12 protein-coding genes are annotated in these 12,948 nt (G+C 72.2%); 10 read left to right on the forward strand and 2 right to left on the reverse strand.

Features of this window, described 5'->3' with window-relative positions; genetic code table 11:
* Positions 1-144: 144 nt before the first annotated feature.
* Positions 145-606, reverse strand: a complete 462-nt coding sequence (locus ACIF6L_RS04665) for a glycine-rich domain-containing protein (protein ID WP_396486127.1) — start codon at positions 604-606, stop codon at positions 145-147.
* 547 nt (positions 607-1,153) lie between these two features.
* Here ACIF6L_RS04665 and ACIF6L_RS04670 point away from each other — a divergent pair.
* From ACIF6L_RS04670 to ACIF6L_RS04700, 7 genes are all read left to right on the forward strand, one after another.
* Positions 1,154-2,581, forward strand: a complete 1,428-nt coding sequence (locus ACIF6L_RS04670; RefSeq protein ID WP_396486128.1) for an efflux RND transporter periplasmic adaptor subunit — start codon at positions 1,154-1,156, stop codon at positions 2,579-2,581.
* On the forward strand, positions 2,581-3,399 hold the full coding sequence (locus ACIF6L_RS04675) for an ABC transporter ATP-binding protein (protein ID WP_396486129.1): 819 nt from the start codon (positions 2,581-2,583) through the stop codon (positions 3,397-3,399). The genes ACIF6L_RS04670 and ACIF6L_RS04675 overlap by 1 nt, the downstream gene beginning before the upstream one ends.
* Positions 3,396-4,607 carry an ABC transporter permease gene (locus ACIF6L_RS04680; protein WP_329488895.1) on the forward strand — a complete coding sequence of 404 codons (1,212 nt, stop codon included), beginning with the start codon at positions 3,396-3,398 and terminating at the stop codon, positions 4,605-4,607. Before ACIF6L_RS04675 ends, ACIF6L_RS04680 begins: the two co-directional genes overlap by 4 nt.
* Positions 4,608-4,624: 17 nt before the next feature.
* Complete coding sequence (locus ACIF6L_RS04685; protein ID WP_396486130.1) at positions 4,625-5,287, forward strand: hypothetical protein; 663 nt, start codon at positions 4,625-4,627, stop codon at positions 5,285-5,287.
* Between the two features lie 472 nt (positions 5,288-5,759).
* Positions 5,760-6,536, forward strand: coding sequence for a response regulator transcription factor (locus ACIF6L_RS04690; protein WP_329488897.1), 777 nt, complete (start codon positions 5,760-5,762; stop codon positions 6,534-6,536).
* 9 nt (positions 6,537-6,545) lie between these two features.
* Positions 6,546-8,039: a HAMP domain-containing sensor histidine kinase gene (locus ACIF6L_RS04695; protein WP_329488898.1), complete on the forward strand. Its 1,494-nt coding sequence runs from the start codon at positions 6,546-6,548 to the stop codon at positions 8,037-8,039.
* A 124-nt stretch (positions 8,040-8,163) separates the two neighbouring features.
* Positions 8,164-8,775 carry a Uma2 family endonuclease gene (locus ACIF6L_RS04700; protein ID WP_396486131.1) on the forward strand — a complete coding sequence of 204 codons (612 nt, stop codon included), beginning with the start codon at positions 8,164-8,166 and terminating at the stop codon, positions 8,773-8,775.
* Here ACIF6L_RS04700 and ACIF6L_RS04705 read toward each other — a convergent pair.
* On the reverse strand, positions 8,753-9,430 hold the full coding sequence (locus ACIF6L_RS04705) for a helix-turn-helix transcriptional regulator (RefSeq protein ID WP_359808294.1): 678 nt from the start codon (positions 9,428-9,430) through the stop codon (positions 8,753-8,755). The two genes, ACIF6L_RS04700 and ACIF6L_RS04705, sit on opposite strands and share 23 nt — an antisense overlap.
* Before the next feature lie 57 nt (positions 9,431-9,487).
* Between ACIF6L_RS04705 and ACIF6L_RS04710 the strand changes: the two genes are divergently transcribed.
* From ACIF6L_RS04710 to ACIF6L_RS04720, 3 genes are all read left to right on the forward strand, one after another.
* Positions 9,488-10,384, forward strand: a complete 897-nt coding sequence (locus ACIF6L_RS04710) for an oxidoreductase (RefSeq protein ID WP_396486132.1) — start codon at positions 9,488-9,490, stop codon at positions 10,382-10,384.
* Positions 10,385-10,599: 215 nt separating this feature from the next.
* A complete protein-coding gene (locus ACIF6L_RS04715; RefSeq protein ID WP_359839312.1) occupies positions 10,600-10,983 on the forward strand; it encodes a VOC family protein in 384 nt (127 codons plus the stop codon).
* 341 nt (positions 10,984-11,324) lie between these two features.
* Complete coding sequence (locus ACIF6L_RS04720) at positions 11,325-12,869, forward strand: cytochrome ubiquinol oxidase subunit I (RefSeq protein ID WP_396486133.1); 1,545 nt, start codon at positions 11,325-11,327, stop codon at positions 12,867-12,869.
* The last annotated feature ends 79 nt before the right edge of the window (positions 12,870-12,948 follow it).

Consider the following 12,948-nt stretch of genomic DNA (forward strand, 5'->3'; position numbering starts at 1 on the left):
GGGCGACGAGGTGGGCGGTGCCGTGTCGAGTCCGGCGACAACCTACCGGCGCGTGCTCCCGGGAAAGAGGGGAAAGGAAGCAATTCAGTCGGATGGGGCCCGGAGGCGTGAATCGCCTCCGGGCCCCGGGTTCAGCCCCCCAGGTCAGTGGCAGTTGGAGCCGGGGCTGCACGGGCCGCACTTGGCGTAGTCCGCCTCCCACAGCTTCCAGTCCACCTCGAACCCGTTGTCCGCGATGATCTGGGCCGTCCGTTCCACGGAGCCGTCGTACTTGAACGCGATCTCCGGGATGTGTTCCAGGAACCGGCCGCCGAAGTGCGCAGCACAGAACTCCCGGTAGTTCGTGGTGTCGAGGATGAAGACGTGGACGGCGATGTCCACGATCCGGCCGCAGCACATCTCCAGCCCCTGGCCCCACTTCTCCATCGCCGTGATGAGGTAGGAGACGGCCGCGCCGAACAGGCGGGTGGCCATCACCTCGTCGTAGGGGTGGTCGCGCATCAGTAGCGCGACCTCGCGATCCCACACCTCGGGCTTGACGAAGTCCCGGGGGTTGCGCGGCTCGCGGACGACCAGATCGATTGACTCGATGGACGTGGTGGTCATTTGGTGCTCCTCTCGATGACGTCGAGTGGTGCGTAGGTGGCGATGCACCTGCACCAGTGACGCTAGCCACCCAGGAAGAGAGCTTCCAGGAATCCGGACGGGTGCGCACGGCATGCGCGAGGGTCCGCACGCCGTGTGCGAGTTCGCCAATTCAGGCGTGCACGGCTTGATGCCCGTTCCGCGGATGTCGGAGAGCTTGACCGGCTCCGGAGTGGGAAGTCGGACCAGCCGACTTCCCACTCCGTCCGCTCGGCTCAACCCGGTCCTGGCAGCCGCCATCGTGAGCGGGGTCGGGCGATCGCCTGTGCAGTGGAGCGAACCGGGCCATCGGATGATCCGACGGGTTACGCCGCCGCCCCGGGCGTGCTGCCGGATGGCTGGGGATGGCTGGGAACCTCCTGGGAGTTCGGCCAACGGTTGGGCGGGGGGTGGGCAAGGTGAGGGCTGGGGGCGGGGGGAGCGTGGCGGAATGCCCGGATTCGGCCGGTCAGGGTTCTCCCAGGTCGCGCCCAGGGTGCCGCAAGAGCGTCCGGCGAAGCTGTGCGCCATGAAGGTGCTTCCGCGACGGCGTGGTGCCGTCCTCCTGAACTCCGCACTGGGCGTGGCCCTGGTGGGCGCCGTGGCCCTGGCGTACACCACGTTGGACAGCGGGACGGAGAAGGCGGCCGGCAAGGCCCAGGTCCGAACCGCGACCGTGGCGAAGGGCACGGTCCTGGCCACCGTGTCCGGAACCGGCACGCTCGCCTCGCCGACCGACGCCGCCCAGGACTTCACCACCGGCGGGAAGCTGACCGCCGTCAAGGTCGCGGTGGGCGACACCGTGACCAAGGGACAGGTGCTGGCCACCGTCGACACCACGGCGGCCCAGCAGCAGGTGGACGCCGCCCAGTCGGCGCTGACCACGGCCAACGCCAACCTGACCAAGGCGCAGGCCGGTGTCACCACCACGACCACCCAGCAGATCCCCGGCAGCTCGAACAAGTCCGCCAGCGGCTCCGGCGGCTCGTCCAACGACTCCACCGGTGACGGCGCCGGTGGCGGGGAACGGGGAGCGGGCGCGAGCAGCGCGCCCGCTCCCCAGACCACCCCCGTCCCGCAGACCACCACGATCACCACCACCAAGGTGGACGAGGCGGCCGTGGCCCAGGCCCGGCAGCAGGTCGCCACCGCGCAGACCAACCTGGCCAACGCCCAGGCGGAGCTGGCCGGTACGACGCTCACCGCCTCGGTGGACGGCACGGTCGCGTCCGTCTCCAACAAGGTCGGCGACACGCTGGGCGGCGGTACCGGGAGCGGCGGTACCGGGAGCACCGCCAAGTCCACCGGGACCACCACCGGCTCCGGCGCCCCGAGCGGCTTCATCGTGCTGACCAACCCGACCGGGATGCAGGTCACCGCCAACTTCTCCGAGCTGGACTCGCTGAAGCTCAAGAAGGGCGAGTCGGCCACCGTCGCGCTGAACGCGCAGTCCGACACCAAGCTCAACGCCACCGTGCTGTCCGTCAGTTCGCTGCCGGTGAGCAGTGGCGGCAGCGGCGGCGCGGCCGCCGTCCAGTACGCGGCGACGCTGCAGATCACCGGCGACACCAGCAAGCTGCGGACCGGCCTCAGCGCGACCGTCTCGGTGGTCACCGGCGAGGCCGACAACGCGCTCTCGCTGCCCACCGCCGCCCTGGCGGGCACCGGCACCAGCCGGACGGCGACCCTGGTGCAGCCGGACGGCTCCAGCGAGCGGGTCACTGTCGAGGTCGGCGTCGAGGGCGACACCACCGTGCAGGTGGTCTCCGGGCTGAAGGAGGGCGACAAGGTCGAACTCGCCACCACCAGCGGGACCAACGGCTTCCCGAACGGGTCCTTCCCGGGCCTGACCGGCGGTCAGGGCAACCGCGGCGGCACGGGAGCCGGCGGCGCGGCCGGCGTGGCAGGCGTCGGCGCGGCCGCCGGCGGCGGCACCGGCCGGGGCGGGAACCGCTGATGGGGCGCAGGACCGCCCCCGCGCCCCAGAGCACGGCGGCGGCGCCCCCGGTCATCCAGATCCGCCGGCTCACCAAGTCCTACGGCCACGGCGACGCCACCGTGCACGCGCTGCGCGGCCCGTCCGACCCGGCCACCGGCGAGCCGCTGGGCGTCGACCTGGACATCGAGCAGGGCGACTTCGTCGCGGTGATGGGCAGTTCGGGCTCCGGCAAGTCCACCCTGATGAACATCCTCGGCTGCCTGGACGTACCGACCGCCGGCCGCTACCTGCTGGACGGCATCGACGTCGGACACCTGGACGAGCAGCAGCTCTCGCTGGTCCGCAACCGCAAGATCGGTTTCATCTTCCAGTCCTTCAACCTCGTCCCCCGCACCACCGCGCTCGCCCAGGTCGAGCTGCCGCTCGCCTACGCGGGCGTGCGCAGCGCCGAGCGCCGGCGCCGGGCGCTGGCCGCGCTCTCCCTGGTCGGCCTCGCCGAGCGCTCCGGGCACCGACCCAACGAGCTCTCCGGCGGCCAGCAGCAGCGCGTCGCGGTGGCCCGGGCGCTGGTCACCGCGCCCGCGATGCTGCTCGCCGACGAGCCCACCGGCAACCTGGACAGCCGCTCCACCGACGAGGTGCTGGCCCTGATCGACGGCCTCAACGCGACCGGCCGCACGGTGGTGCTGATCACCCACGAGGACGAGGTCGCCCGGCACGCGAAGCGGGTGATCCGGCTGGTCGACGGCGCGGTCGTCAGCGACGTCCGGCAGGCTCCGGTGGAGGGCCCGCCGCCCGCCCTGCTCGCGGCCGACCTCCAGGGGGTGCTCGCATGATCCTCTGGCAGATGCTCCGGTTCGCCGTCGGCGGCCTGGCCGCCAACAAGGTGCGCTCCGCCCTGACCATGCTGGGCGTACTGATCGGCGTGGCCTCGGTGATCCTGCTGCTCGCGGTCGGCAACGGCTCCTCGGTGGCGGTCAAGGAGTCGATCACCTCGCTCGGCACCAACTCGCTGACGGTCACCGCCGGGTCCTCCTTCGGCGGCTCGCGCACCGCCTCCACCGCCAAGAAGCTCACGGTCGCCGACGCCAGGGCACTGGCGAGCGACCCGGAGGCGACCTCGATCAAGTCCGTCGCGCCGGTGGTCACCGCCAGCGGCACCGCGCTGTACGGGGACATCTCCTACAGCCCCGGCTCGATCGTCGGCACCTACCCCGCGTACTTCGAGACCGCCAACCTGAAGATCGGCCGGGGCGAGTACTTCACGGCCGACGACGTGCTCGGCTCCCGCAAGGTCGCGGTGCTCGGCGCCACCACCGCCAAGCAGCTGTTCGCCACCACCGACCCGGTCGGCAGGGCGATCACCGTCGGCGGCACCCCGCTCACCGTGGTCGGCGTGCTCCAGGCCAAGGGCGGCACCGGCTTCACCGACCCGGACGACGTGGTGATCGCACCGCTGCCGACCGTGCAGAACGCCTTCACCGGCTTCGGCCCGGTCAGCCAGATCCTGGTGCAGGCCACCTCCGCCGAGACCACCACGGCCGCCCAGGCCGAGGTCACCCGGGTGCTGCTCGGCACCCACGCGATCGCCGACCCGAGCAAGGCGGACTTCCGGATCGGCAACCAGGCCTCGCTGCTCACGGCCCGGGAGTCGACCACCAAGACCTTCACCGTGCTGCTCGGCGCGGTGGCCGCGATCTCGCTGCTGGTCGGCGGGATCGGCATCACCAACATCATGCTGGTCACCGTCACCGAGCGGACCAGGGAGATCGGCATCCGCAAGGCGCTCGGCGCCCCGCGCGTGGCGATCCTCGGGCAGTTCCTCGTCGAGTCCACCCTGCTGTCGGTGATCGGGGCCGGACTCGGGGTGCTGGCCGGTCTCGCCGGATCGCACTTCTCCGTCGTCGGCATCAAGCCGGTGGTGATCCCCGAGTCGGTGCTCGGCGCGTTCGGCATCGCCGTCGCCATCGGCCTGTTCTTCGGCAGCTACCCCGCCAACCGGGCCGCCTCGCTGCGCCCGATCGACGCCCTCCGCCACGAGTGACCAAGGACCCGCAGACCATGAGCAACGAGATCGAGCTGCGCACCCCCGCCGAGCAGGTGGTCCTGCTCTCCACCGCGCCGGACGCCCGGGACGTCACCGCCGAGCTGGCCGCGCCACCGCGCCGCCGGCTGCCGTGGCCGACCCTCGTCCTGGCCGGCGCCGTGCTCGCCACGGCGGCCTTCGCGGGCGGCGTCTGGTACCAGCAGGACCACGGCTCCACCGGCTCCGGCAAGTCGGCCGCGGCGGGGCAGCAGCCCCGGGCGGCGGCCTCCGGCTTCGGCGGCGGGCAGAACGGCACCCGCCGGGGCGGCCAGGGCACCGGGCAGGGCGCCGGCGCCGGTCAGGGCACGGGTCAGGGCGGTGGCCAGGGCGCGCAGGGCGGCTTCACCCGGGGCACCGTCAAGGCCGTCGACGGCACCACCGTCTACCTGACCGACGCCAACGGCAACACCGTCAAGGTGACCACCGGCGACGCCACCAAGGTCCAGCTCAACAAGGAGGGCAAGGTCACCGACCTGCAGCCCGGTCAGAGCGTCACCGTGGTCGGCACCCCGGCCGCCGACGGCGGGTACGCCGCCACCCAGCTCGTCGAGGGCGCCGCCGGCTTCGGCGCGGGCGGCTTCGGCGGCGGCGCCGGTGGCCGGGGGACCCAGAACCAGACCCAGACGCCTCCCTCCTAGCCCGTCCACGGGTGGGAGGGGGCCTGGCGGCTGACCCCGCAGCCCCCAGGCGCCCGCGCGGCCCGGCCGAACCTCCTCCGGCGGCCGGGCCGCGCGCTGTCCGTGACCGGGTGGCGTGCCGGGCCAGGGGCCGCGCGGTGTCCGTGACCGCGAGGTGTGTCCGTACCCTGGGTCACGCGCGGTCTTCACTCCGGCCGGGAACCGCCCGGCCTCCGGCCGGGAACCGACCGCCCCGGTCCGGAACCGCCCGGCCCCCGGCCGGGAGCGGCTCCGCGCCGCGGCCGCGCGGCGCCTCCGCCCTGTCCACCGGCTCGTACGCACACCATCCAGCCCGACCGCGCGGGCTCGTTCGCCCATATCCGCCCGCTAAGGTGTTAATCCAACATTCATCGACGGCGCATAGCCTCCCCGGGCTAGCCTCAAGCTGAACGCCATCGTCCGACCGGGAGGCGGAACCCCCGTGCAAGGCACTGTGTCCACACCTGGCAGCTCCGCCGTGGCGGGCGGCCCGGGCGAGGCGTTCCTCCTCGTCGTCGACGACGAACCCAACATCCGGGAGCTGCTCTCCGCCTCCCTGCGCTTCTCCGGCTTCCGGGTCGCCTCCGCCGCCAGCGGTACCGAGGCGCTCGAACTGATCGCCGTCGAACGCCCCGACCTCGTCGTCCTCGACGTGATGCTGCCCGACCTGGACGGCTTCACCGTGGTCGAGCGGCTGCGCGAGCAGACCACCCGGGGCCAGATAGCCGGGCCCGCCCACGGCCACCCCGGCGACCACCTGCCGGTGCTCTTCCTGACCGCCAAGGACGGCGTCGGCGACAAGGTCCAGGGCCTGGCCGCCGGCGCGGACGACTACGTCACCAAGCCGTTCAGCCTGGAGGAGCTGATCGCCCGGATCCGGGCCATCCTGCGCCGGGCCGGCGGCCCCGCCGAGGACGGCCGGCTGGTCGTCGCCGACCTCACGCTGGACCCGATCGCCCACGAGGTCACCCGCGGCGGCACCCCGGTCGCGCTCTCGCCGACCGAGTTCAAGCTGCTGCACTACCTGATGGCCAACGTCGGCCGGGTGGTCTCCAAGGCGCAGATCCTCGACCACGTCTGGGCCTACGACTTCGGCGGGGACCTCTCCATCGTCGAGTCCTACATCTCCTACCTGCGCCGCAAGCTCGACTCCGGCCCCGCGCACGGCCCCAAGCTGATCCACACCGTCCGCGGTATCGGCTACGCGCTGCGCCGGCCGCCGCAGAGCTGACCGCCCCCCGTGTTCCCCCGCTTCTCGCTGCGCGTCCGGCTGCTCGTCCTCGTCCTCGCCCTGGTCACCACCGGGCTCGCGGTCAGTGACGCCGTCGTGCTCGGCACCGTCCGGATGCAGCTGGTGGAGCGGCTCGACGACCAGTTGCAGCGCTTCGCCGAACCGCTCTCGCACCGCGCCCCCGGCCGGACGACCTGGCCGGAGAGCCGGCAGCCCTCGGTCGGCGGGAGGCGGCCCGCGGCGGCGCTGCCCAGCCAGTACCTGGTCCAGTACCTCTCGGCGGACGGCAAGGTCCAGCAGGTGGTGCGCCAGCCGGTCTCCGAGAACGACCCGGCGCCGCAGCTGGCCGGTCTCGACCCGGCGGCCGCCGCCCCGGACACCCCCTTCGACCTGCCCGACCAGCGCGGCCAGCGCAGCTGGCGCACGCTCGTCCTGCCGCTCCAGCGGCCGCCCGCCCTCGGCCCCGCTCCCCCCAGCGCCTTCGCCGTGCCGACCCCCACCCCCGCGTACCTGATGGTCGCGGTCTCCCGGGAGGACATCGACGCCACCGTCGCCCGGCTGCGCACCTCCTTCCTGGCGATCGGCGGCGCGGTGCTGGTGCTGATCGCGGCCCTCGGCTTCTTCGCCGTCCGGGCCGGGATGCGGCCGCTGCGCCGGATCGAGGAGGGCGCCGAGCGGATCGCCTCCGGCGAGCTGTCGCACCGGATGCCCGAGCTCGCCACCCGCACCGAGGTCGGCCGGCTGTCCGCCGCCCTCAACGCGATGCTCACCCAGATCGAGGCCGCGTTCGCCGCCCGGGCCGAGTCCGAGGCACGGATGCGGCGGTTCGTCGCCGACGCCTCGCACGAGCTGCGGACCCCGCTGGCCGGCATCCGAGGCTTCGCCGAGCTGTACCGGATGGGGGCGCTGCCCACCGAGGCGGACGTCAAGCGGACGATGTTCCGGATCGAGAGCGAGGCCGTCCGGATGGGCGCCCTGGTCGAGGACCTGCTGGTGCTCGCGCGGCTCGACGAGGAACGCCCGCTCGACCTCGCGCCGATGGACCTGCGCACCCTCGCCGCGGACGCCCTGCACGATCTCACCGCCCTCGACCCGTCCCGCCCGGTCGCCCTCACCGGTCCGTCCGGCACCGGCGCGCCCGGCCCCGCACCGGTGCTCGGCGACGAGGCGAGGCTGCGTCAGGTGGTCACCAACCTGGTCGGCAACGCCGTCAAGCACACCCCGCCCGGCACCCCGGTGCGGATCGGCGTCGGCACCGCCGAGGGCCTCTGCCTGCTGGAGGTCGCCGACTCCGGTCCCGGCCTCACCGAGGAGCAGGCCGTCCGGGTGTTCCACCGCTTCTACCGGGTGGACGCCTCGCGCAGCCGCCACGACGGCGGCGGCGCCGGCCTCGGCCTCGCCATCGCCACCGCGCTCACCCACGCCCACGGCGGCACCCTCACCCTCCACACCGCCCCCGGCACCGGCGCCACCTTCCGCGTGGAGATCCCCCACCAGCGCTGAAACCGCCCGTTCGGGTGAACCGCCCTGGTTCTCTCCGCCCGGTCTCCGGTCGTGTGCGACCGTACGGCCGCGGCTTGATGCGGATCGCGCGAGCCGACCACACTGGACGGGAAGAGGTGTCTCAATGACCGCGCTCGTAGCCGAGGAGACCGTCGTGGACCTGGACCAGGCGCTGTGGCAGGTGTGGAAGGAGATGGACGTCCCTGAGGGCTTCAGGGCGGAGATCATCGAGGGAGTCATCGAGATGTCGCCCACCGGCGGGACCCGCCACCTGACGATCAACCGCCGCGTGCTGCTGGCGCTGCACGACCAGTTGCGAGCGACCGGCTGGGCCCCCGCGAACGACGGTAACGTCATCCACGGCTTGAGGGTGATGATCCCTGATGTCTTCGTCGCCCCCGATGACCTGGAGGAGATCGAGCACCCTGAAGGGCTGGGCGTACTCGCCTCGGGTCTCGCGATGGTGGTCGAGACGGTGTCACCCGGAAGCAGGAACCGCCGACGAGACGTGGTCCTCAAGCACCGCGCCTACGCGACCGCCGGCATTCCGGTGTACGTGATCATCGACGACTTCGACGACGGCGGCGCCGTCACCGTCCTGACCGGCCCCGACATCGAGCGCGGTGCCTACGCCCGTTCGGTCCGGACGCCGTACGGGGAGGAGGCGTTCGTGCCGGAGGGGCCGGCGAAGGGGTTCGTGATCGGGCCGGAGATCACCGGCGGGCGGCGGGGGTGACGCCGTCCTCCAGCAGCTCCCGGGCCAGCAGGCCGGCCTGGAAGCGGGAGGTGGCGCCGAGGGTCGTCATCAGGTCGGCGACCCGGCGGCGGTAGGTGCGCAGCGAGAGGCCGAGCAGGCGGGCGCCGGTCTCGTCGGTGTGGCCGGTCGCGAGGGCGCTCAGGATCTGCCGGGCCTGCTCGGTGAGGTGCGGCGGCCGGGCGCAGTCGGCGAGGTCGGTGGCGGTCTCCCAGGCGGCGCGGAACAGCGAGCGCACGCCGTCGACGACCTCCGGCGACTGCACCACGGTGTACGTCCGCACGCCGCGCACGGGGGCGCCGGCCAGGATCGCGGTGCGCCGGTCGATGATGATCGCCTCGCGCGCGAGCGGTCCGTCGCTGATCCGTACCTCGATGCCGGTGCCGGCGATCCTCACCAGCCGCCGGTGCGACTCCGGATCGGCCAGGGCGCGCCGGGTGTACAGCTTGCGCATGGTGAGCCCGGGGACGAGGTGCGGCCGCTTGCCCTCCGCGAAGGCGGCGTTGACGCCCGACGACCAGGTCAGCAGGTCGGTGGCGGCGACCAGGAACTCCTCACGCGAGGCGACGAAGAGGTGGCCGGCCCGCTGGACGAGCTCCCGCTCGCCGTGCAGGGTGATGATCGGGTCGGTGCTCATGGCAGCAACATGCCAGATCGGTCGGGCGACGGGCGAGCCGGGCGGAGGCTTACCGACATGACGACCACCTCCCACGCCTCCGCCGCCGGCTCCCTCCTGCTCGGCGGCGACCTGCCGATCGCCCGGATGGGCTTCGGCGCGATGAAGCTGCCCGCCCGCGACTGGGACGGCCCGGCCTGCGACCCCGTGCGGAGCCTCGCCGTGCTGCGCCGGGCGGTCGAGCTCGGTGTCGACCACATCGACACCGCCTGGTTCTACTTCCACGAGGACGTCTCGGCGAACGGCCTGATCCGCGAGGCCCTGCACCCGTACCGCGACGGCCTGGTGATCGCCACCAAGGTGGGCCCCGGCCGCAACCCCGACGGCAGCTGGCTGGAGCCGGCCGGTCCGGCGGAGCTGCGCGCGGCCGTCCACCGCAACCTGCGTGAGCTGGGGGTGGACCGGCTCGACCTGGTCTACCTGCGGCGGATGCCCAGCCTGCGGTCGATCGCGACGTCCTTCGCGGCGCTGGCGGAGCTGCGGGAGGAGGGGCTGATCCGGCACCTCGGGGTCAGCAACGTGGACGCGGCCCAGCTCGCCGAGGCCGAGGCGATCGCACCGGTGACCGCCGTGCAGAACCGGTTCAGCGTGCTGGAGCACTCGGCGGAGGACGCGGCGCTGCTGGCGGACTGCACCGCGCGGGGCATCGCCTTCGTGCCGTTCTTCCCGCTCGGCGGCTCCGGGGTGCCCGAGGACCCGGCGCTCCAGCGGGTGGCCGAGCGGCACGGCGCCACCCGGGCACAGGTGATGGTGGCCTGGCTGCTGGCGGTCTCCCCCTCGATCCTGGCCATCCCGGGCACCTCCTCGCCGGTCCATCTGGAGGAGAACGTCGCGGCCGCCTCGCTGCGGCTGGGCGCCGAGGACCTGGCGGAGCTGGCGGCACTGGCGGCACTGGCGGCGCCGGTCCGGCCGTGATCCCCGCGTGGGCGAAGCGGTATGACGGTCGGACCGATCCGACCGATCCGACCCGTCCGACCCGTCCGACCGATCCGACCGATCCGACCGGTCCGGCGGGGGCTGGTCGGCGGGTGCCGCCGCGGCCTAGGATCCCGGTACGGCATCGCGTGTCGGTCACCGTCCGGGTGAGGCATGGAGGTAGCCCGTGAGTGCCTTACGGAGGCATTCGAAGCATGACAGTCCAGCTCGATCACACCATCGTTCACGCCCGGGACAACCGGGAATCCGCCGCCTTCCTGGCGGCCATCCTCGGCCTTGAGGTCGGGACGGCCTGGGGTCCGTTCGTCCCGGTCGCCACGGGCAACGGGGTGACCCTCGACTTCGCGTCCGTCCCGGCGGAGGCGATCGCCCCGCAGCACTACGCCTTCCTCGTCTCCGACGAGGAGTTCGACGCCGCCTTCGCCCGGATCGAGGCGGGCGGCATCGCCTACTACGCCGACCCGCAGCTGAAGCTGCCCGGCGAAATCAACCGCCACCACGGCGGCCGGGGGCTGTACTTCTTCGACCCGGCCGGCCACGGCATGGAGATCATCACCCGCCCCTACGGCAGCCGCTAGGCGCCGGGCCCGTGCCCGGCCGGGTCACCACCCGGCCGGGCACGGTCGCGCGTGCCGCGGCGATGGGCCGAATGTCAAGCGCCGGATCGTCCAAGATCGTTCCGTGAGTCGCCCGGGCGCTCGTTGTGGCAGGCCAGGGCCGGTCCGCAGACTGTGCGCACGGCATCGCCGGTCAATCCCACCCCGCCTGCAAACCACTCGTAAGCATGATGGATACTGGCCCTTGTGAACGTGTTCACGTTCACAAGCGGACAAGCTTGCACGGGTACGCAGCGGTCTGCAGCCATAGATGAAGTTTGTCCGGAAAGTGACCTTCGAGGTCGGGTCGGAGAGAGGGCGACGTGGAACTGGCAATCGCTCACGAAACCATCGCGCGTTGGCAATTCGGCATCACCACCGTCTACCACTTCCTCTTCGTACCGCTCACCATCAGCCTGGCCGCCATCGTGGCCGGACTGGAGACCGCCTGGGTCAGGACGGACAAGGAGAAGTACTTCCACGCCACGAAGTTCTGGGGGAAGCTCTTCCTGATCAACATCGCGATGGGCGTGGTCACCGGCATCGTCCAGGAGTTCCAGTTCGGGATGAACTGGTCGGACTACTCCCGCTTCGTCGGTGACGTCTTCGGCGCCCCGCTCGCGATGGAGGCGCTGATCGCCTTCTTCTTCGAGTCGACCTTCATCGGGCTCTGGATCTTCGGCTGGGACAAGCTGCCGAGGAAGCTGCACTGCGCCTGCATGTGGATGGTCTCGCTCGGAACCGTGCTCTCCGCCTACTTCATCCTGGCGGCCAACTCCTGGATGCAGCACCCGGTCGGCTACTCGGTCGACCCGGTCACCGGGAAGGCGCAGCTCACCGACATCGCCCGGGTGCTGTTCCAGGACACCACCGTCACCGTCGTCCTGCACACCCTGACCGCCGCCTTCCTCACCGGCGCGGCCTTCATGGTCGGCATCGCCTCCTTCCACCTCTGGAAGGCCAAGCGCCGGCCGGAGGCCGCCGACCCCAAGCGGGTCGCGGTGATGCGGACCTCGCTGCGCCTCGGCCTGGTCCTCGCGGTGGTCTTCGGTCTCGGCACCGCGCTCAGCGGCGACTCGCTCGCCAAGGTGATGTTCCGCCAGCAGCCGATGAAGATGGCCGCCGCCGAGGCGCTCTGGGACAGCCAGGCCCCGGCGCCGTTCTCGGTCTTCGCGGTCGGCGACGTCGGCAAGGGCCACAACTCGGTCGAGCTGGAGATCCCCGGGATACTCTCCTTCCTCGCCAACAGCGACTTCAGCTCCTCCGTCCCCGGCATCAACGACACCGCCAACGCCGAGGCCGCCCAGTACGGCGGGGATCCGAAGGACTACATCCCGAGCATCTTCGTCACCTACTGGGGCTTCCGCCTCATGATCGGCTTCGGGATGACCTCCTTCGTGGCGGGGGTGGTCGGGCTCTGGACCACCCGGCGGAAGTGGCTGCTGGCACCGGAGTTCCGCACCGGCGACACCGAGGTGCCGAGACTGATGCTGCTGCCGAAGCGCGAACTCGGCCCGGCCCTCACCAAGTGGAGCTGGCGGATCGGCATCCTCACCATGGGGTTCCCGCTGATCGCCAACAGCTTCGGCTGGATCTTCACCGAGATGGGCCGCCAGCCGTGGGCCGTCTTCGGGCTGATGACCACCGCGAGCGCGGTGTCGCCCAACGTCGGCATCGGGACCCAGATCGGGGCCCTGACCACCTTCACCGTGCTGTACGCGATCCTCGCCGTCATCGAGGTGCGGCTGCTGGTCAAGTACGCCAAGGCCGGGCCGGTCACCTCCGAGCGGCCGCCCACCGAGGACCCGACGCTGCGCGGCCCGTCCCCGGACGAGGACGCGGACAAGCCGCTCGCCTTCGCCTACTGAGCCCGGGCCCCCACCCGAGCCACCGGGCCCGCCCGGTTCACCGAGCCCCACCGCGGACTACCGAGGACTACTGAGGATC

It is taken from the genome of Kitasatospora sp. NPDC086009, from assembly GCF_044540385.1.
Classification (GTDB): domain Bacteria; phylum Actinomycetota; class Actinomycetes; order Streptomycetales; family Streptomycetaceae; genus Kitasatospora.